The 20,525-nt window shown below is 58.2% G+C and carries 17 protein-coding genes; 11 read left to right on the top strand and 6 right to left on the bottom strand.

What is annotated here, in order from left to right:
* Positions 1-101: 101 nt before the first annotated feature.
* The gene (locus VY732_RS22280) at positions 102-1,457 is read right to left on the bottom strand and encodes a lysozyme inhibitor LprI family protein (protein ID WP_077574158.1); all 1,356 of its coding nucleotides are present in this window, start codon (positions 1,455-1,457) and stop codon (positions 102-104) included.
* 210 nt (positions 1,458-1,667) lie between these two features.
* Here VY732_RS22280 and VY732_RS22275 point away from each other — a divergent pair, with 210 nt between their 5' ends.
* The 4 genes from VY732_RS22275 to VY732_RS22260 all read left to right on the top strand — a co-directional run bounded on the left by VY732_RS22275 (position 1,668) and on the right by VY732_RS22260 (position 6,852).
* A complete protein-coding gene (locus tag VY732_RS22275; RefSeq protein ID WP_212621271.1) occupies positions 1,668-3,272 on the top strand; it encodes a tetratricopeptide repeat-containing response regulator in 1,605 nt (534 codons plus the stop codon).
* Entirely contained in the window at positions 3,269-3,961 is a 693-nt protein-coding gene (locus VY732_RS22270; RefSeq protein WP_077574156.1) for a sensor histidine kinase, read from the top strand. Before VY732_RS22275 ends, VY732_RS22270 begins: the two co-directional genes overlap by 4 nt.
* Before the next feature lie 200 nt (positions 3,962-4,161).
* The gene (locus VY732_RS22265) at positions 4,162-5,403 is read left to right on the top strand and encodes a glutamine synthetase family protein (RefSeq protein WP_331695887.1); all 1,242 of its coding nucleotides are present in this window, start codon (positions 4,162-4,164) and stop codon (positions 5,401-5,403) included.
* A 69-nt stretch (positions 5,404-5,472) separates the two neighbouring features.
* The gene (locus tag VY732_RS22260) at positions 5,473-6,852 is read left to right on the top strand and encodes an MFS transporter (RefSeq protein ID WP_095123065.1); all 1,380 of its coding nucleotides are present in this window, start codon (positions 5,473-5,475) and stop codon (positions 6,850-6,852) included.
* 72 nt (positions 6,853-6,924) lie between these two features.
* Here VY732_RS22260 and VY732_RS22255 read toward each other — a convergent pair whose 3' ends face one another.
* The 4 genes from VY732_RS22255 to flgA all read right to left on the bottom strand — a co-directional run bounded on the left by VY732_RS22255 (position 6,925) and on the right by flgA (position 9,512).
* The gene (locus VY732_RS22255; protein WP_331691765.1) at positions 6,925-7,671 is read right to left on the bottom strand and encodes a flagellar brake protein; all 747 of its coding nucleotides are present in this window, start codon (positions 7,669-7,671) and stop codon (positions 6,925-6,927) included.
* Between the two features lie 88 nt (positions 7,672-7,759).
* The gene (locus VY732_RS22250; protein WP_331691764.1) at positions 7,760-8,227 is read right to left on the bottom strand and encodes a flagella synthesis protein FlgN; all 468 of its coding nucleotides are present in this window, start codon (positions 8,225-8,227) and stop codon (positions 7,760-7,762) included.
* A gap of 48 nt (positions 8,228-8,275) precedes the next feature.
* The gene (gene flgM, locus VY732_RS22245; protein ID WP_077574151.1) at positions 8,276-8,602 is read right to left on the bottom strand and encodes a flagellar biosynthesis anti-sigma factor FlgM; all 327 of its coding nucleotides are present in this window, start codon (positions 8,600-8,602) and stop codon (positions 8,276-8,278) included.
* 148 nt (positions 8,603-8,750) lie between these two features.
* On the bottom strand, positions 8,751-9,512 hold the full coding sequence (gene flgA, locus VY732_RS22240; protein ID WP_095123060.1) for a flagellar basal body P-ring formation chaperone FlgA: 762 nt from the start codon (positions 9,510-9,512) through the stop codon (positions 8,751-8,753).
* Between the two features lie 82 nt (positions 9,513-9,594).
* Between flgA and VY732_RS22235 the strand changes: the two genes are divergently transcribed.
* The 7 genes from VY732_RS22235 to VY732_RS22205 all read left to right on the top strand — a co-directional run bounded on the left by VY732_RS22235 (position 9,595) and on the right by VY732_RS22205 (position 17,452).
* Entirely contained in the window at positions 9,595-10,527 is a 933-nt protein-coding gene (locus VY732_RS22235; protein WP_007917585.1) for a chemotaxis protein CheV, read from the top strand.
* Positions 10,528-10,573: 46 nt separating this feature from the next.
* Complete coding sequence (gene cheR, locus VY732_RS22230; protein WP_007917583.1) at positions 10,574-11,401, top strand: protein-glutamate O-methyltransferase CheR; 828 nt, start codon at positions 10,574-10,576, stop codon at positions 11,399-11,401.
* 372 nt (positions 11,402-11,773) lie between these two features.
* Positions 11,774-12,181 (top strand): flagellar basal body rod protein FlgB, encoded by a 408-nt coding sequence (gene flgB / locus VY732_RS22225; protein ID WP_007917581.1) that lies wholly within the window; start codon positions 11,774-11,776, stop codon positions 12,179-12,181.
* Positions 12,182-12,184: 3 nt separating this feature from the next.
* Positions 12,185-12,628, top strand: coding sequence for a flagellar basal body rod protein FlgC (flgC, locus tag VY732_RS22220; RefSeq protein WP_003227217.1), 444 nt, complete (start codon positions 12,185-12,187; stop codon positions 12,626-12,628).
* 15 nt (positions 12,629-12,643) lie between these two features.
* The gene (gene flgD / locus VY732_RS22215; protein ID WP_077574149.1) at positions 12,644-13,369 is read left to right on the top strand and encodes a flagellar hook assembly protein FlgD; all 726 of its coding nucleotides are present in this window, start codon (positions 12,644-12,646) and stop codon (positions 13,367-13,369) included.
* Between the two features lie 31 nt (positions 13,370-13,400).
* Positions 13,401-14,741: a flagellar hook protein FlgE gene (gene flgE, locus VY732_RS22210; RefSeq protein WP_077574148.1), complete on the top strand. Its 1,341-nt coding sequence runs from the start codon at positions 13,401-13,403 to the stop codon at positions 14,739-14,741.
* Positions 14,742-15,031: 290 nt separating this feature from the next.
* A complete protein-coding gene (locus VY732_RS22205) occupies positions 15,032-17,452 on the top strand; it encodes a beta strand repeat-containing protein (RefSeq protein ID WP_331691763.1) in 2,421 nt (806 codons plus the stop codon).
* A 168-nt stretch (positions 17,453-17,620) separates the two neighbouring features.
* Here VY732_RS22205 and VY732_RS22200 read toward each other — a convergent pair whose 3' ends face one another.
* Positions 17,621-20,515 (bottom strand): ribonucleoside-diphosphate reductase subunit alpha, encoded by a 2,895-nt coding sequence (locus VY732_RS22200; RefSeq protein ID WP_116033302.1) that lies wholly within the window; start codon positions 20,513-20,515, stop codon positions 17,621-17,623.
* Positions 20,516-20,525 lie beyond the last annotated feature (10 nt).

Genomic DNA, 20,525 nt, shown 5'->3' with positions numbered 1-20,525 from the left:
TTGTTTTGCCCGCAGGAAAGTTTTGGCTCGCGACAGGTAATACGTTTACCAATGTATTACCTGCCCCCAACCGTCGCTAACCTTGAGCGCGAGAAGTCATGCTACGCGCCGTCGTCCGTTTCAACTTTACCTAGTGCTGCGCTCACGGCGCTGACATGGCGTTTGCCATTCACGTCATAACTACGCCCAGTGGCTTCGGCATCCGGTTTGCGCAATACCAGTTGTGCCGACAATCCTTCCTTTTCGTAGTAGCTGCCGAACCAGTTGATCAACGCGCCGATATAACAATCATTGCCAATGACAACCCCCAGATTCGTGACAACTTCGAGGGTGTAGGGCGCCATGCCATAGCTGTAATAGTCGTTTTCTCCTGCGCCACTGGCCGGGACAGGGCAGAGCGGCGTGTTCGCTGAACTGACTTCTCCAGCCTGCGTCGCTTTGCTTATCGCCCGGTCAAGTGTCTGTTGCAGAGCGGGCTCCAACTCGTAAGTGGTGGTGCCGTCTTCCTTATGTTGAAGGGTGGGCACCTTCAGGTCGTAACGGTAATGAACCGCTATCGTCGGTACCCGATTGTTGATTCTGAGCGGGTTTAGCAAGTAAAGCTGATCAACTCCGTAGGCACCGCTGCGATACGCCGCATACACTTTTCCACGGATGTTTATCCAATTCGCTGACTGGTTGGCGCCGCGATCATTGGTGTGAAACAGCGAGCTTTCAGCGGCGGGGCTTCTCTTGATGAAACGCTCGCCGGTTCGCCGCCAGGTCTCCGTGTAGGTAAACAGACCTGTGCCGCCGGTGTAGGTATCGACGATAAGGTCGCGCTGACCATCGTCGTCCATGTCCAGCAGGGTGTACGTGGAGTGACCGAAATCGGCAGCGCCGGAAATGTCCGACGTCCTCAGCGCCTGCCACTCGTCTGGCGTGAGACCGGCGGGCTTCGATGTCGGAAAGTGCGTGTCGCTTGGATCATCCTTGTCGACGTCTCCAGAGAACGAGGTCTTGCCCGCGCGGATGCCAAAGGCTTCAAGCGTACGCTCCAGGGCAAACTCCGGATTGTCCTTGCTCGCTGCTTGAATGCTGTTGCTCAGTTCATGCATCACTTGCGTATCGAGGTCATCCGGTGGGTAGGCAAGCGCCTCCGTCAACAGTGCCTGAAGGACTTTCAGGCGCTCGTCATAACGCTGATTCAGGCACGAGACATCGTCGGCGCATTCATTGCGAGCCTTTAACCACAGTCGTTGAGTACGTTTCAGTTCCGGTTGTACCTGGGCGGACGCCTTTATTAACGCTCGATAAACAGAGCCCATCTGTACATCTTGTTCATAAAGTCCTTTGCCCGCGCAAACAGTGTTTTCGGCGGCATTCGCCGCTTTTGTGCAGTCCATTCCAGCCGCCATTGCCTGCTGAACAAGCAGCAGAGCGCAGGCGGAAACGATGCAGCGTCCTTTGATGTACACGATGTAAACCTTGTAGTGGAAAGTTGTCCTGGCGCGCAGGGTAAATGCTCGCAGAGGAATCTTGAAGTGCCGGCTTCAGGGAACAGCACTTCTGGCCGATAACCCATTCGGTGACTTAAAAGTCGCGCGAAATCGCTTGATAGCATTTGGCCGCCAGCTATCATCTGCGCGCCTGAAATTGCCCTCACTTCAATTGCCTGGAAATCTTCGATGCTGTCGTATCACCAAAAGAGTTTTCTGATCGTCGATGATTTCTCGGATTTCCGCAGTTCCGTGCGTTCGATGCTGCGTGAGCTTGGGGTCAAGGACGTCGATACGGCCGACACCGGTGAGCAGGCGCTGAAGATGTGCGCACAGAAGTCCTACGATTTCATCCTGCAGGATTTCCATCTCGGCGACGGCAAGAAGAACGGTCAACAGGTTCTCGAAGACCTGATGCTGGAAAAGCTCATCAGCCATGAAGCAGTGTTTGTCATGGTCACCGCCGAGACCAGTCAGGCGATGGTGCTCAGTGCCCTCGAGCATGAGCCGGATGCGTACCTGACCAAGCCGTTCAACCGCTCCGGTCTGGCCCAGCGCCTGGAGCGTCTGGAGCAGCGCAAGACGTTGCTCAAACCGATTCTGCAAGCCCTCGACCGTGGCAAACCGGTCGAGGTGCTTAACGCTTGCATCGCCCTGTGCAAGCAGGACATCCGCTATTCGCCGCTGTGCCTGCGCTACCGCGCTGATGCGCTACGCGACATGAATCAGAACGAAGCGCTGGAACGCCTCTACGACAGCATCATTGCTGACCGCCCATTGCCGTGGGCATTTGCCGGGCTGGGCAAGTTGTTGTTCAAGCGCGGTCAGGTTGCACAGGCTAAAGGCGTTTATGAGAAAGCGCTGAAGGTGTTCCCGATGATGCCGTCGCTGTACGACGGCATGGCCGACGTGCTGGTGTCCGAGGGGGATACCAAAGGCGCGCAACAGGTGCTCGAAGAGGCCATTCGTCTTTCGCCACTGGCGGTGCGCCGACAGGCTTTGCTCGGCAAACTGGCGATGGCCAACGAAGATTTCGACACCGCCTCGCGTGCTTACCGCCAAGCGGTGTCGCAAGGTGCGCAGTCGCGCTTCAAGGACCCGGAAAGCAACCTCGGGCTGGCCCACGCGCTGATCAGCAAGGGCAGCGAACGTGGTCTCGATACGCGCACGCGTCTTGAGATCAACACCACCCTCAGCGCCGTGGCCAAAGAAAACCCGACCGACCCGGGCCTGCAGATTCGAGCGCGTCTGATGAAGGCCACCAGTCTGCTCCTCAACGATGCGGAAACCGCTGACAAGCTCACCGAACAAGCGCTGATGCGCCTCGACGGCATGGAGCAATTCATGAGCCCGGAAGCGGCGTTGCTGGTCGCCAAGCAATTGCAGATGCTCGGGCAGGCCGAGGCGGGCACCTCGATGCTCAAGAGCTGTGCGGAGATCTACGGGGATGACCCTGCGGTGATGAAAGACATCGCCAAGCTCACCGATGACCCGACCATTCTCAGTTCCAGTAACGCCGCCGCCGATCTCAACCGTCAGGGCGTGCGCGTGTACAAGACCGGCAACCTGGTGGAGGCCCGCGAGGTGTTCCGCAAGGCGCTGAAGATGCAACCGAAAAACATCAGTATCGCGCTGAACATGGCCCAGTCGCTGCTGCACGGCACCGACACCAGCGTGCCGTCGGCGGAGCTGGAAGAATGTCGGGCCTGCCTGAAAATGGTTGGCCTGATGCCCGACACCGACGCGCGTTTTGCGCGTTATCAGAAGCTGAAAAGCAAGGCGTTTGGCGAATGAGCAACGACAAGCAGGCGCTGGATTTTTCCACGGTGATCGCCTCCACCGTCCACGACATGAAGAACTCGCTGGCCTTGCTGATGCAGGCCCACAGCCAATGGCTCGCGCGCTTGCCGCAAGCGCAGCGCGAAGGTTCGGAGCAGGGCGTCATCGACTTCGAGTTCGCCCACCTCAATGGCATGCTGGTGCAGTTGCTCGGGCTGTACAAGCTCGGCGTCAACCAGATGCCGCTACAACCGGCGTATCACGAACTCGATGACTTTATCGAGGCGCAACTGGCGGCGCATCAAGAGGTGTTTGCCAGTCGCGGGATCATCGCCACCTATGAAGTCGATCCGTTGAGTCCGTTGGGTTTCTTCGACCGCGAACTGATTGCCTCAGTGCTCGGAAACTGCATCAACAATGCGATTCGTTATGCCCGCGAATCGTTGCTGATCACCGTCAGTGACGAAGCCGGGCAACTGGTGCTGAGCATCAACGACGACGGCGACGGTTATCCGGCCGAGATGCTCGAGCGTCAGGCCGATTACGTGCAGGGCATCAATCACAGCAGCGGCAGCACCGGGCTCGGTTTGTATTTCGCCAATCGTATCGCCGCGCTGCATCAGCGCAACGGTGTCGAAGGGCGCACTGAAATCCGCAATGGCGGACCGCTTGGCGGCGGGGTGTTCAGCCTTTATCTGCCGTGACACAGGTTTTTGTTTGACGCTGCTTGATATTCCGAACAGCCGAAGCCTATTTTGTACGGGTCGCCGTTCGCGGCTCGCACAATAACAAGGATTGCGTCATGACAACCGATGGCCAGCGTTCACTCGCGCAGCGATTGACGGGCATTGATGAGATTGAATGTGTCACGCCGGATTTGAACGGCGTACCCCGGGGCAAAGTGATGACCGCCGAGGGGTTCCTCGAAGGACGGCGTTTGCAGTTAGCGCGGGGTGTGCTGCTGCAATGCATCATGGGCGGTTATCCGGCAGCGCGGTTTTACGGCAGCGATGACGGAGACCTGGCACTGGTCGCCGAGCCGACCCAGATCCATCGCTTGCCGTGGAGTGACGACCCGCGCGCCCTGGCCATTTGCGACGCTGATGAACTGACCGGCGAAAGCTCCAATCTGTCGACCCGTGGCCAGTTGAAAAAAGTCATCGCCCGTTACGCCGCGCGCGGCTTGGCGCCGGTGGTGGCGACCGAGCTGGAATTCTTTGTCTTTGCCCCCAACACCGATCCGACCCAACCGTTCCGCCCGCCAGTCGGTCTCGACGGTCGCCGCGAGGATGGCCAATCCGCGTTCAGCATCAGCTCCAATAACGGTCTGCGGCCATTCTTCAACGAAGTCTATAAATGCATGGCGGCACTCGGAATGCCGCGCGATACCTTCATGCACGAAATGGGTGTCAGCCAGTTCGAGATCAATCTGCTGCACGGCGATCCGCTGTTGCTCGCCGACCAGACCTTTCTGTTCAAACACCTGCTCAAGGAAGTCGCGCTCAAGCATGGCCTGACCGTGGTGTGCATGGCTAAACCGCTGGCACACACGCCGGGCAGTTCGATGCACATTCACCAGAGCATCGTCGAGGTCGGCAGCGGCAAGAATCTCTTCAGTGACGCGAACGGTGAGCCGACGGCGATGTTCCGCCACTTCATTGGTGGCCAGCAAGCGGGCATGGCCGATTTTACTGCACTGTTCGCACCGAATGTGAATTCCTATCAGCGTCTGTGCCATCCGTACGCGTCACCGAACAACGCGTGCTGGTCCCACGACAACCGCGCCGCCGGGCTGCGGATTCCGGCGAGTGCGCCGGTCGCTCGTCGCGTGGAAAACCGTTTGCCGGGCGCCGATGCCAATCCGTATCTGGCGATCGCCGCGAGTCTGGCCGCCGGCTTGCATGGCATCGAGCATGAGCTGGAACCGAGCGAGGCGATTCAGGGCGAGTTCGAAGTGCCGGACAACCTCTCGCTGCCTTGTACTTTGCATGCCGCGCTCGAGCGTCTGAAACGTAGCCAATTGGCGAGGGAACTGTTCGGACAGGAGTTCATCGAAGGCTACATCGCTTCGAAGACCATGGAGTTGACCAGCTTCTTTGATGAAATCACTCCCTGGGAACGACGTGTTCTAGCAGCCCAGGCCTGACGTACCGCCGCCATCGGGCTATCGTTCTGGTAGCCCGATATTTACTGCAAGGAGCCGCTCGGAACGCCGATGCGCCAAATCTGGAAATCCTTTCGAGCGCTGTATTTCGCCTCGCTGATGATGTTGATCGGCTCGGGCCTTCTATCCACTTATCTGGCCTTGCGTCTGGCCGCTGACAATGTCGACGGCCTCTGGGTCGGTGCGCTGATGGCGGCCAACTATTTCGGCCTGGTGCTGGGCGGCAAGATCGGTCACCGGCTGATCGCCCGTGTCGGGCATATTCGTGCTTATTCCGCCTGTGCCGGGATCGTCGGGGCGGCGGTGCTGGGCCACGGGCTGGTCGATTGGCTGCCGGCGTGGCTGGTGCTGCGGACCATTGTCGGTCTGGGCATGATGTGCCAATACATGGTGATCGAGAGCTGGCTCAACGAGCAGGCTGACGCCAATCAGCGAGGTCTGGTGTTCAGCGGTTACATGATCGCGTCTTACCTTGGCCTGGTGCTGGGTCAATTGATTCTGGTCATGCACCCCGGGCTGGGTCTGGAACTGCTGATGCTGGTCGCGCTGTGCTTTGCGCTGTGTCTGGTGCCTGTGACGTTGACTCGACGGATTCACCCGGCGCCCCTGCATCCGGCGCCGATGGAGCCGCGCTTCTTTATCAAACGGGTCCCGCAGTCGCTGAGTACGGTGCTTGGTGCCGGTTTGATCATCGGTTCGTTCTACGGTCTGGCACCGTTGTATGCCTCGCAACAAGGGCTGTCGACCGAGCAGGTCGGTCTGTTCATGGGTAGCTGCATCTTTGCCGGTTTGCTGGTGCAGTGGCCGTTGGGCTGGTTGTCCGATCGTTACGATCGGGCGCTGCTGATTCGTTGCTTTGCCGGGTTCCTGGCGGTGGCGGCGTTGCCGTTGGCGGTATTGCCGCAAGTGCCGCTTGAGGTGTTGTTCGGGGTTGGCTTTCTCTGTTCGCTGGTGCAGTTCTGTCTGTATCCGTTGGCGGTTGCGTTTTCCAATGACCACGTGGAAGGGGATCGCCGGGTGTCGCTGACAGCAATGTTGTTGGTGACCTACGGGGTCGGCGCGAGCATCGGGCCATTGCTCGCGGGTGTGCTGATGAAGTTGTTCGGCAGTCAGAGCCTGTATGCGTTCTTCAGCTTCTTCGCGCTGGTGCTGGTGTGGCGGATCCGGCCGAAAGCCGTGACCAATCTGCATCAGGTCGACGATGCGCCGCTGCATCACGTGGCCATGCCGGACAGCATGTCCAGTTCGCCGCTGGTGGCAGCCCTCGATCCTCGGGTCGATGAGCAAGTGGTGCAGGAGCAGATGGTGCAGGACCCGGTGCAGACCCCAGCAAATCCCGAGCCTGAACCTGCTACGCCGTCAGAGCCTGCGGCAGAAGGCGAGCCGGATACCGATAATCCCGCGCCCGATCTCAGTGGCGGCAGACCCTGAACTGAGCAAAAAGCACCGCGCATAAAAAAGGGCAGTCCCCTCAAGGACTGCCCTTTTTATTGGCCGGACAAATCAGAGATCGTCTTTGTCGAAACGGCGTGCTTCACGTTGCAACTGATACACGAAACGCTCAACGTTGCGCGCTGCCTGACCACTGATGTTGTGGAAGCGCAGGCCGGCAAAGGTGATGTTGAGTTTTTCTTCGAAGTGCAGATAGCGCAATTCGACGGAGGTCGGCTGGTTGCCGAACAGTGGCGGCGCGATCAGGCGGTCATAGACTTGGCCCAATTGCAGACGATCAGTGATATCGCCTTCGAAACGCAGCTTGCAGCCGGTCGCGGAGATATCCAGCAGTTTGCCGTTGATCGGCGCCTTGAGCTTTTCGCCGCCCAGTTCAACGCTGACCAGATCAGTCAGTTTCAGCGCGGCGCGGAAGGCATTGCGGCGCTGGTGGTAAACCACTTCAGTCGGCAGCTCGCCGGTGTAGAAACGATCACCTTCGGACTCTTCGATATTCAGCGTGCCGGTGCATTCCCAGGCAATGCGCACACCTTCATGAAAACCTTCGACCTTGAATGGTTCGCCGGCCAGCAGAAAGCGTTCGCCGTCACGCGGGATCATCTCGTCCAGCGCGATCGAAGCGCTGTCGCGGTCGACTTTGATCAGGTAGCTCTGGAAGCGCTGGCTGCGCTCATGAAAGGTGATGATCAGCGGATCGTGGCTTTCTTGCAGCTGGCGCAGGTTGCTGGAGATTTCCAGTGGCGTGGTAAGCACCTTAGGGGGCTGCGGAGCATCATCCGCGCTGAGGGCGTTGGACACGGTTTATCAATCTCCAGACAAAATATGACGACTAGCCAGCATTTTGCCAGCATGTTCCGCGGGTTGATAGAGCTGGCGCATCAACGGCTCATGCCTGGCTGAGCGGACGCGGTGTGGCGGGTTTGGCAAATGTACCGCTGGCGTTATAAAGCGCTGGCGCTTCACCACCGGTGAGGATCTTCAGCTGATTGGCCGTGGCGGCCTGCTGGATCTGGATCGACTGGCCATTCTTGACGTTGGCGGCCTGACATTGAGCGATCAGATCGGTCAATGCGTCGCCTTGCGTCAACAACTGCTCGCCAATGCTCGACTGGCCAGCCAGTTGCGCAAGACCGCTGCGGTCTGTCGGCAAGTTGAGGCTGGCGAGTATTTCGCTGCGTTTGCGGCCATGCTGTTCAAGCAGAATGATCAATGCCTGTTTGTGCGCCAGAATTTCTTCCAGCAGGGGCATGTCGCGACCGTGCAACGCGAGAGATTCGGTTTGCAGCAACTCCAGCAATTGTTGAGCTGGAGCAAAGTCGTCGTTGATCAGTTGCAATAAATTAGTGTCGTGCATGGCTGGCCTTGGGTGTTAAGCGTCCAAAAGCCTCGCGCCGGCAAAGGCCTAGCGCTGGGCTTCGAAGTTGAGCAGTTTGCTGGCTACACGGTTGCTGTCGACTTTATAGCTGCCATCGGCAATCGCGGCTTTCAACTCGGCCACACGGGCTTTGTCGACAGCAGGTTGATCGCGCAGCTTGTCAGTGACCTTCTGCAACTGTTGAGCCTCATTGCTGAGGTGTACCGATTCCCCGCTTTTTGCGGTACTGGCCGGTTCGGCCTGGGTATTCAGCGGCGCGGAGGTGCCGGTTTCGGCGGTTTCCTTGGCGTTGCTGGTACGTGTACTGCCCGTAAGTGACGAGGAGCTGTTCAAACGGCTGAAATCGATGACCATGATAAAAACCTCTGGGAATTTGGACGCTTGCCATGTTTTCGGCCATCCCCTGGAAAACTTTAGGCACATTTACAATGAGCCTTGCATGCGCCGGCGCGTGTCCTGCTGCGGCACAGTTTAGGGAACAGCCGGGGTCAGCGCCAGTTTTCTACATCGCGACTTCCACTTGGCCCGGCGCGGTGACTTGCGCCTTGATGACCCGTTGCGAGTTGAGGTTTTTCACCCGGATCTGCTCTTTCAAACCGCCATTGGCCAGCGCTTCCCCGGGCATGCGCACGGCGAGCGTGCCGCTGCGGGCGGTGATGACCACTTGATCGCCTTTGCGAATGACTTCGGCCTGTTCCAGATGAACCAAGGTGATGACCTGATCGGCTACCGTTGGTCGGGTTAATTTCTGCCCGATCGCTTCGTCTACCGAGGTCAGAAAGCCTTGGTTGATCGTACTCACGTCGCGCTCACGCAGGGTCACGTCCTGTGGTTCGATAATCCCTGCACGTTTCAGCGGTCGGGTGGTGGTCACGATCTCGCGAAACAGGCGGACTTGAGCGGGCACGAACACGGTCCAGGGCGAGGCGCCTTCGCAGCGAACCTTCACGGTAACCCGGCCCAACGGACGTGCCGGACTTTCCAAAGTCGCTGTCAATTCCTTGTCGCACATAGGCATGCGCATACGGGGGTCGAGCTGGTTAACTTCGATTTCGTAGCGGCCTTCCGTTTGACTGGTTGCCAGATAGTCTTCTACGGTGAACTCAAGAAAGCCCTGAGTGACGCCGATAAGCATGTCAGGCAAGGTAACCGCATCAGCAATGGCAGGGCTGCCAGCAAAAAAGCAGCAAATAGCGCCCGCAGCACAAAGCCCTCTGCGGAGGGGAGATGTCAGGCGTCGAAAAAATGTCGTTTGAGCGTTCATACGAGTTAAAAAGCAAGCGCCGTGCCGTTTAGCAATGAATGTGCGTCGCAACAACACTTGGCGTTGGTGTAGGAGTCTGGGCATGGCTGGTGTAATGGATTCGGTGAACCAGCGCACGCAACTGGTAGGGCAGAATCGCCTGGAGCTGTTGTTGTTCCGTCTTGACGGTCAGCAGCTCTATGGAATCAACGTGTTCAAGGTGCGGGAAGTGTTGCAGTGCCCGTCGCTGACGTTGATGCCCAAGTCCAGTCCTGTCGTGTGCGGGGTGGCAAATATCCGGGGGGCGACCATTCCGATCCTTGATCTGGCAATGGCCACCGGTTCCGGAGCGTTGAAAGACAAGAACAACCCGTTCGTGATCATCACGGAGTACAACACCAAGACCCAGGGTTTCCTGGTCCGCTCGGTGGAGCGCATCGTCAACATGAACTGGGAAGAGATTCATCCACCGCCCAAGGGCACGGGTCGCGATCATTACCTGACCGCTGTGACTCGGGTGGACAATCAGTTAGTCGAAATCATCGACGTCGAGAAAGTGCTGGCGGAAGTTGCGCCGACACCGGAAGCGATTTCGGTGGGCGTGGTCGATGTCGAGACCCAGACCAAGGCACTGTCGTTGCGTGTCTTGACGGTCGATGACTCGTCGGTGGCGCGCAAGCAGGTCACGCGTTGTCTACAGACGATCGGTGTCGAAGTAGTGGCGCTGAACGACGGCAAGCAGGCGCTGGATTACCTGCGCAAGCTGGTCGACGAGGGCAAGAAGCCGGAAGAAGAGTTCCTGATGATGATTTCCGACATCGAGATGCCGGAGATGGACGGGTACACCCTGACGGCGGAAATCCGCGGCGACGCACGCATGCAAAAGCTTCATATCATCCTGCATACTTCGTTGTCCGGGGTATTCAATCAGGCGATGGTCAAGAAAGTCGGTGCTGATGACTTCCTGGCCAAGTTCCGCCCTGATGACCTGGCATCCCGGGTAGTCGACCGGATCAAAGCAGCAGATATCAGCTAGGAGCGTTTTGCTCCTGGCGGTCAACACGATTTAAGAGGCGGCATCATTGTCTACGGGTAATTTGGATTTCGAACAGTTCCGGGTCTTCCTGGAAAAAGCCTGTGGCATTTTGCTCGGTGAAAACAAGCAATACCTGGTCTCGAGCCGTCTCAACAAACTGATGGAGCAGCAAGGCATCAAATCCCTGGGTGAGCTGGTTCAGCGCATCCAGACCCAGCCGCGCAGCGGTTTGCGCGAGCAGGTGGTCGATGCCATGACGACCAACGAAACCCTGTGGTTTCGTGACACCTATCCGTTTGAAGTCTTGAAGAACAAGGTACTGCCTGAAGCGATCAAGGCCAGCCCCAACCAGCGTCTGCGGATCTGGTCGGCGGCGTGCTCGTCGGGCCAGGAACCGTACTCGCTGTCGATGTCGATCGACGAGTTCGAGCGCAGCAACCTGGGCCAGTTGAAGATGGGTGTGCAGATCGTTGCCACTGATTTGTCCGGCCTTATGCTGACCAACTGCAAGACGGGCGAGTACGACAGCCTGGCGATCGGTCGTGGTTTGTCGCCGGAACGTTTGCAGCGTTACTTCGACCCGAAAGGGCCGGGGCGCTGGGTGATCAAGGCGCCGATCAAGAACCGCGTGGAGTTCCGTTCGTTCAACCTGCTCGACAGCTATGCCGCGCTGGGCAAGTTCGACATCGTGTTCTGCCGCAACGTGTTGATCTACTTCTCTGCCGAAGTGAAGAAAGACATCCTGTTGCGCATTCACAGCACGTTGAAGCCGGGCGGTTATCTGTTCCTTGGCGCTTCCGAAGCGTTGAACGGTTTGCCGGACCATTACCAGATGGTGCAGTGCAGCCCGGGGATCATTTACCAGGCGAAGTGATTGCATCGGCAATACAAAAAACGGCAGGCCCGAAAAGGCCTGCCGTTTTTTTGTGCCTGCGGAATTTCTCCCTGACACCACAAAACTCCTGTAGGAGTGAGCCTGCTCGCGATAGCGGTAGCACATTCAGCATCATCGGTGCCTGACACACCGCTATCGCGAGCAGGCTCACTCCTACAAGGAGGCTGTGGCGTGGATGAGGGAGAAGGCAAGCGGCAGAAAAGCGGCATCCGGCGGAAACCGGTTGCCGCTTTTCTGGCATTGCCGCTTTGCCGACGTCCGGCAAGGCCCCGGTTTACGGGGGTTTTATGGTTTGGCACGGCGCTTGCTAAAGCTCAGTTACGAAAAACCGGTCACCTGAAGGTTCCCGACATGAGCATCAGCTTCGATAAAGCGCTCGGCATTCACGAAAAGGCATTGGGCTTCCGCGCCCAGCGTGCCGAAGTGCTGGCCAACAACATCGCCAACGCCGACACCCCGAACTACAAGGCGCGGGATCTGGACTTCTCCAAAGTGCTTGAAGCACAGACCCAGAAAAATGCGAACGGCACCATCGCTTTGAACATGACCAACAGCCGTCACATCGAAGCTGAGGGCCTGGGCAACGGCGACGAATCGCTGATGTATCGCACGCCGATGCAACCTTCGATCGACCAGAACACTGTGGACGCCCAACTGGAACAGTCGAACTACGCGGAAAACGCCGTCGGCTTCCAGGCCAGCTTCACCCTGCTCAACAGCAAATTCAAAGGGCTGGTGTCAGCCCTGCGCGGAGAGTAATCCATGTCCCTGTCCAGCGTTTTCAACATTGCCGGCAGCGGCATGAGCGCACAGACCACGCGTCTGAACACCGTGGCGTCGAACATCGCCAACGCCGAAACCGTCTCGTCGAGCATCGACCAGACCTATCGCGCCCGTCACCCGGTATTCGCCACCATGTTCCAGGGCGGCCAGAACAGTGGCAGCAACTCGTTGTTCCAGAGCCAGGACGCGGCCGGTCAGGGCGTGCAAGTGCTCGGTGTGGTCGAAGACCAGAGCAACCTCGAAGCGCGCTACGAGCCGAACCATCCGGCGGCTGACGCCAAAGGCTACGTCTACTACCCGAACGTCAACGTAGTGGAAGAAATGGCCGACATGATTTCCGCGAGCCGTTCGTTCCAGACCAACGCCGAAATGATGAACACCGCCAAAACCATGATGCAGAAGGTACTGACCCTCGGTCAGTAATAAGGGGCGACTGCCATGAGTGTTACCGATACCACCGCTACGCCGAGCCTGAAGGACATCCTCGCCAACTCGGCGAAGACCAGCAGCACCACGACGGGCGGCATCGCCTCGGCGACCAACAGTGCCACCGGCGGTCAAGCGTTGGGCAAGGATGCGTTCCTGCAATTGCTGGTCACCCAGCTGAAAAACCAGAACCCGCTCGACCCGCAGGACAACAGCGCATTCGTTGCGCAGTTGGCGCAGTTCAGCAGCCTCGAAGGCATCACCACGCTGAACTCCACCGTGAGTGGCCTGGCCGGCAACTACAACTCGTCGCAGGCGCTGCAAGCTTCGTCGCTGGTCGGTCGCAATGTGATCGTGCAGACCAACACCGCGCAGCTCGACGATCCGAGCAAAGGCCTGACCGGTTCGGTGAACCTGTCGACGTCCATTGCTGAGGGTACCGTGACCATCACCGACAGCAGCGGCAAGACGGTTCGCACCATCGATCTGGGCAGTCGCGCCGCTGGCAGTGCCAGCTTCACCTGGGACGGCAAGGACACGTCCGGCACCCTCGTGCCGACCGGTACCTACACCTTCAAGGCGAGCGCACCGATCAACGGCACCGCGACCGATCTGGCCACTTACCTGCCGGCAACGGTCAACAGCGTGACGATCAGCCAGACCGGTGGCGAGTTGATGCTCAACCTGGCTGGCAAGGGCTCCGTTGCCCTGTCCAAAGTACAAACCATTGGTATATAGAGCCGACTAACCGGCAACAAAGGAGTGGAATATGTCTTTCAATATCGGCCTTAGCGGTCTCTATGCAGCCAACAAACAACTGGACGTGACCGGCAACAACATCGCCAACGTCGCGACCGCCGGTTTCAAATCGTCCCGTGCAGAATTCGAAGACGTTTACTCGGCGACCCGTCTGGGCACCGGCAGCAAAGTCATCGGCAACGGTGTTCGCCTGGCCAACGTTTCCCAGCAGTTCACTCAGGGTGACATCAACAACACCGGTAACGTGTTGGACATGGGTATCAACGGTTCCGGCTTCTTCACCATGAGCAACAACGGCTCGATTTCCTACACTCGTGCCGGTACTTTCAAAGTCGACGACGCCGGTTTCATCACCAACACCGACTACACCTCGCGTCTGCAAGGTTACGCCGTGGATTCCAGCGGCAAGATCATCAAGGGTGTGTTGACCGACCTGAAGATCGACACCTCGAACCTGGCACCGAAGTCCACTTCGGCCGTGGCTTCGAGCATCAATTTGAACTCATCGGCACCGGTGATCGTTGATACCGGCACCAACGCTGTCAAGTTCGACCCGTCCAAGGTCGAGACTTACACCGAGTCGTTCAGCACCCCGATCTATGACACGCAAGGCAACAAGCACAACATGGATCAGTACGTCGTGAAGACGGGCGAAAACACCTGGAAGGTGTACACGCTGGTCGATGGGCGCAACCCGGATGCCACCGGCAGTGATCCAAGCAAAGCTGCCACTCCGCCGATTGCATCGACTTTGACGTTCGACTCTGCCGGCAAACTCGTCCAGGTCAGCACGCCTGCCGCGGTTGCAGGTGATCCTCCGGTGATCAGCAGCGATCTGACCCTGATGAACTGGAAGCCAGGCACAGTGACCAACGGTGTCTTTACACCTAACGGCGCAGCTGCCAACCCGGATGGTGTAACCATTTCGATGGCCAAGACCACTCAGTACAACGCTGACACCTCGCGTACCATCCCGACTCAGGATGGCTACGCCACTGGCCAGATCACCAACCTGACCATCGACGGCACCGGTACGCTGTTCGCCAACTTCAGCAACAACCAGAACAAGGCGATCGGCCAGGTTGCACTGGCCAGCTTCACTAACGAACAAGGTCTGCAAGCAGTGGGCGGCACCAGCTGGAAGGAAACCTTCGCTTCGGGTATTCCGGGTTATGACGCTCCGGAAACCGGCACCTTGGGTTCGATTCAGTCCAACTCGCTGGAAGAGTCGAACGTGAACCTGACCAATGAGCTAGTGGACCTGATCAAGGGCCAGAGCAACTATCAGGCGAACGCGAAGACCATTTCGACCCAGAGCACCATCATGCAGACCATCATTCAGATGACCTGATGTGATCGAATCGCTGCACTGAAAACCGACGCCTTGGGCGTCGGTTTTTTTTTGCCTGCTGTCAGGCTTTTCTTAGAGACCTACCGTTCGTCGGCAGCTGTGGTGCAGTAATTGCAGATGCCCCGAGCAAAGGAGGGGGCGCGTCAAACTTCCGCAGGTCATGGAGACCTCTGGTTGCAGAGCGGTTAAACGTCTCATCAATGACCACGCGCAAAAGTACTCGGCCTTATCGAGGCGATTCTGAAGCATTGCGTTGACTATCGATTCATCAAAAAGGCAAGGAAGAAACAATGGCAGTTATAAACGGAACGTCGGGTACGGACACACTGGTAGGCACGTCAAGTGCGGATGAGTTGTATGGGTTTGCAGGAAATGACTCGCTGAGTGGTGGCGAGGGCAATGACCTGCTGGATGGCGGAGCAGGTGCTGATGTCTTGAATGGCGGAAACGGTATCGACACCGCGTCTTATGCCAACTCGACAGCCGGGGTAACCGTTAACCTGGTTTCAGGCACGGGTATTGGCGGGGATGCGCAGGGTGACACCTTGACCTCCATTGAGACGGTCGTCGGGTCTGCGTTCAACGACAACCTGACCGCAAGTCTGGCGGGCAACAGTTTGATCGGCGGCGCGGGCAACGACGTGTATTTCGTCAACGGCTCGGCAGTCAACGTGATCGAAACCGCCGGCGGTGGCGATGACGAAGTGCGCACTGTGGTCACCAACCTGCGTCTGGCCGACAACGTCGAGCGTCTGACTTACGTTGGCAACAGCAGTTTTGTCGGGTTCGGCAACGGTCTGGACAACGTCATCACTGGCGGCGCCAACAACGACACCTTGTCGGGTGGTGCAGGCGCTGACCAGTTCATCGGCGGTGCGGGCACCGATACCGTGAGCTACATCGACAGCCCTGGCTCGATCACCATCAACACCAAAACCGGCGTACACACCGGCATTGCCGAGGGTGAGACGTATGTTGGCATTGAGGTGATTCAAGGCTCGAACTCCGACGACATTTTCATCAGTGGCGCAGCCGCCGATACGTTCGATGGCTCGATGGGCAACAACGACACCGTTGATTACTCGGGTTCGGCGAGCGGTGTGACGGCGAGCCTGCTCAGTGGCGCGGTCGGTGTCGGCGGTGATGCGCAGGGCGACCGACTGTGGAACATCGAAACCGTGATCGGCTCGTCCTTCGATGACTCGCTGACTGCGAGCCTTGCAGGCAACAAACTGATCGGCGGCGCGGGCAATGACGTGTATTTCGTCAACGGCTCGGCAGTGAACGTGATCGAAACCGCCGGCGGTGGCGATGACGAAGTGCGCACTGTGGTCACCAACCTGCGTCTGGCCGACAACGTCGAGCGTCTGACTTACGTTGGCAACAGCAGTTTTGTCGGGTTCGGCAACGGTCTGGACAACGTCATCACTGGCGGCGCCAACAACGACACACTGTCGGGCGGCGCCGGCGCTGACCAGTTCATTGGTGGCAATGGTTTTGACGTCGTCAGCTATATCGACAGCCCGACCGGTGTGACGATCAACACCAAGACCGGCGTGAACTCCGGCATCGCCTTGGGTGATACGTATGTCGGTATCGAGCAAATTCGTGGATCGAACAGCGGCGATATCTTCGTCGGTGGGCTGGGTGCGGATAATTTCGACGGGAGCGGCGGCACCGACATCCTCAGCTTTGCGAGTGAGACTTCCGGCGTCACGCTGGATTTGAGTCCAACAGTGCTTACCGGTATTGCTGCGGGCGACGCCTACACCTCGATCGAGGCGTTCCAGGGCACAAGTTATGCCGACACTTTTACCGGCAGTGCCAGAGCCGCCGAGAGTTTCATTGGCGGCGGCGGTGCGGATACCTTGACCGGTGTGGGTCGAGGTGATGGCGCCTGGTACGTCAACAGTTCCGATGCAGTGCAGATCAATCTTCTGACAGGTTCCATCTCCGGCGGCGATGCCCAAGGTGATGTGCTCATCAATATCGATAATCTGATCGGTTCGGCGTTCAATGACACCTTGACCGGTAACACCTACGCCAACGTGTTGGAGGGGGGAGACGGTAACGACGTCTTGTATGGCGGTGATGGCAACGACACTCTGTACGGACATAGCTTCACGGATATCAGCGCTCTGGCCGTAGCTGTCTCGACGCAAAACCAGTCCGACACCATTTATGGCGGTAATGGCGATGATTACATCATGGGTTACGCGCGCGATGTGGGGTCGGTCTTTTATGGTGAAGCCGGTAATGACAACATCACGGTCTTTTCAGGCATTGCCAACGGAGGCGACGGTAACGATACGTTGACGGGCTCGGGTCATGGCTACGAACTGCATGGCGGGGCGGGCGCGGACAAGCTGTACCTGAATGCTTCGGGTGACGCGTATGGTGGCGAGGGCAGCGATGCATATTTCGTCTCTTCCAAAACCATGGTTGCGATTTCCGATGACGGCACCGCGGGCATCGATATCGTCACCCTGAAAAACATCCAGAGCTTCAATGATGTCCGCATCATGACCAACGACCAAGGCGTCTATATCTTCAATGCTGCGGACGTGCAGAGCGGCAACCTGGACTCCGGTCTTTTCCTGAAGGACTGGAACAAGGGGGCCAACACCATTGAAACCTTCTACACCAACAACGGCGATTCTTTCACCATCCCGGTGGTAGGGCAGGCAATGGCCGAGTCCTTGATGAGCTGACGGAGGCTGCAACATAAAAACGGCGAGGCCCGCAATCAGGGCTTCGCCGTTTTTTATGCCTGTGGTTTTTTCCAGACAAAAGAAAACCCCCGACACACCAGAAGTCTGTCGGGGGTTTCTTTTGCCTGAAGAATCTCAGGCGTCTCGCAACGCCTGACTCAGCTCAGCTTATTGGCAAGCTTCGCAATCCGGCTCGTCAATGGCGCAAGCCTTTGGCACTGGAGCAGGACCGGCAGGAGCAGCCAGAACCGAATCGTCGCCGTGGTTGCCGCCGCTGGAAACAGCGTTCAGCTTGCTGGTGCTGATGGTCGACTTCTCGGTGCTGGTCGCGGCCAAGGCACGGAGGTAGTAAGTGGTTTTCAGACCACGGTACCAGGCCATGCGGTAGGTCACGTCGAGCTTCTTGCCCGATGCGCCAGCGATGTACAGGTTCAGCGACTGGGCCTGGTCGATCCACTTCTGACGACGGCTGGCCGCGTCAACGATCCACTTGGTGTCCACTTCGAACGCGGTCGCGTAGAGCTCTTTGAGTTCTTGCGGGATGCGCTCGATCTGCTGAACCGAACCGTCGTAGTACTTCAGGTCGTTGATCATGACCGAGTCCCACAGACCGCGAGCCTTGAGGTCGCGAACCAGGTACGGGTTGATCACGGTGAATTCGCCCGACAGGTTCGATTTCACATAGAGGTTCTGGTAGGTCGGTTCGATCGACTGCGATACGCCAGTGATGTTGGCGATGGTCGCGGTCGGTGCGATGGCCATGATGTTCGAGTTACGAATGCCTTTCTGTACACGGGCGCGAACCGGTGCCCAGTCGAGGGTTTCGTTCAGGTCGACATCGATGTACTTCTGGCCGCGTTGCTCGATCAGGATCTGTTGCGAATCCAGCGGCAGGATGCCTTTGGACCACAGCGAACCCTGGAACGTCTCGTACGCGCCACGCTCATCAGCCAGGTCGCAGGAAGCCTGGATCGCGTAGTAGCTGACCGCTTCCATCGACTTGTCGGCGAACTCGACGGCAGCGTCGGAACCGTAAGGAATGTGCTGCAGGTACAAAGCGTCCTGGAAGCCCATGATGCCCAGACCGACCGGACGGTGCTTGAAGTTGGAGTTCTTCGCTTGTGGCACCGAGTAGTAGTTGATGTCGATAACGTTATCGAGCATGCGAACAGCGGTGTTCACGGTGCGTTCCAGCTTGGCGGTGTCCAGCTTGCCGTTGACGATGTGGTTCGGCAGGTTGATCGAGCCCAGGTTGCAAACGGCGATCTCGTCCTTGTTGGTGTTCAAGGTGATCTCGGTGCACAGGTTCGAGCTGTGAACCACGCCGACGTGCTGCTGCGGGCTGCGCAGGTTGCACGGGTCTTTGAAAGTCAGCCATGGGTGGCCGGTTTCAAACAGCATGGAGAGCATTTTGCGCCACAGGTCTTTGGCCTGGATGGTCTTGAACAGTTTGACCTTGCCTGGGTATTCGGTCAGGGCTTCGTAGTACTCGTAGCGCTCTTCGAAGGCTTTACCGGTCAGGTCGTGCAGATCCGGCACTTCGGATGGCGAGAACAGGGTCCACTTGCCGTCATCGAAGACACGCTTCATGAACAGGTCAGGGATCCAGTTGGCGGTGTTCATGTCGTGGGTACGACGACGATCATCACCGGTGTTCTTACGGAGTTCGATGAACTCTTCGATGTCCATGTGCCAGGTTTCCAGGTAGGCACACACAGCGCCTTTGCGCTTGCCACCCTGGTTAACGGCTACCGCGGTGTCGTTCACTACCTTGAGGAACGGAACCACGCCTTGCGACTTGCCGTTGGTGCCCTTGATGTACGAACCCAGTGCACGCACCGGCGTCCAGTCGTTGCCCAGGCCGCCAGCAAATTTCGACAACATGGCGTTATCGTGGATCGCGTGATAGATGCCCGACAGGTCATCCGGCACGGTGGTCAGGTAGCAGCTCGACAGCTGTGGACGCAGGGTACCGGCGTTGAACAGTGTCGGGGTCGACGACATGTAGTCGAAGGACGACAGCAGGTTGTAGAACTCGATCGCACGGTCTTCTTTGTGCTTCTCTTCAATCGCCAGGCCCATGGCCACGCGCATGAAGAAGATCTGCGGCAGTTCGAAACGAATACCATCCTTGTGGATGAAGTAACGGTCGTACAGGGTTTGCAGGCCGAGGTAGGTGAATTGCTGATCACGCTCGTGGTTGATCGCCTTGCCCAGTTTTTCCAGGTCGAAGGAGGCCAGCACAGGGTTCAGCAGTTCGAACTCGATACCTTTGGCGATGTAGGCCGGCAGAGCTTTGGCGTACAGGTCGACCATTTCGTGGTGAGTGGCGCTTTCGGCCACACCGAGGAAACCCAGACCTTCGGCACGCAGGGTGTCCATCAGCAGGCGGGCGGTCACGAACGAGTAGTTCGGCTCACGCTCAACCAGGGTACGAGCGGTCATCACCAGGGCGGTGTTGACGTCGGTCAGGGCCACGCCGTCGTAGAGGTTTTTCAGGGTTTCGCGCTGGATCAGGTCGCCGTCGACTTCTTCCAGACCTTCGCAGGCTTCGGTGACGATGGTGTTCAGACGACCCATGTCCAGCGGCGCCAGGCTGCCGTCAGCACGGGTGATGCGGATCGACGGGTGAGCGTTGACCGCTTCTTCGGCCGGCGCGTGGGCAGCGCGTTCTTTAGAACGACCGTCACGGTAGATCACGTAGTCGCGCGCAACTTTCTGCTCGCCGGCACGCATCAGGGCCAGTTCGACCTGATCCTGGATTTCTTCGATGTGGATGGTGCCACCCGACGGCATACGACGCTTGAAGGTGGCGGTGACCTGTTCGGTCAGGCGCGCAACAGTGTCGTGGATTCGCGACGAAGCGGCAGCGGTGCCGCCTTCAACTGCGAGGAACGCTTTGGTGATAGCGACGGTGATCTTGTCATCGGTGTAAGGAACGACAGTGCCATTACGCTTGATCACGCGCAGTTGGCCAGGCGCGGTGGCTGCCAGATCCGAATTCGAATCAGCGGCCTGCGGCAAGGTGCCCTGCGGGTTCTCGCGAGTTGTGTCGGTTTGCATGGGGGGTGGT

The organism is Pseudomonas sp. ZY71 (genome assembly GCF_036542145.1).
GTDB classification, from domain to species: domain Bacteria; phylum Pseudomonadota; class Gammaproteobacteria; order Pseudomonadales; family Pseudomonadaceae; genus Aquipseudomonas; species Aquipseudomonas koreensis_A.
This window is presented reverse-complemented; position numbering and strand designations above follow the sequence as displayed.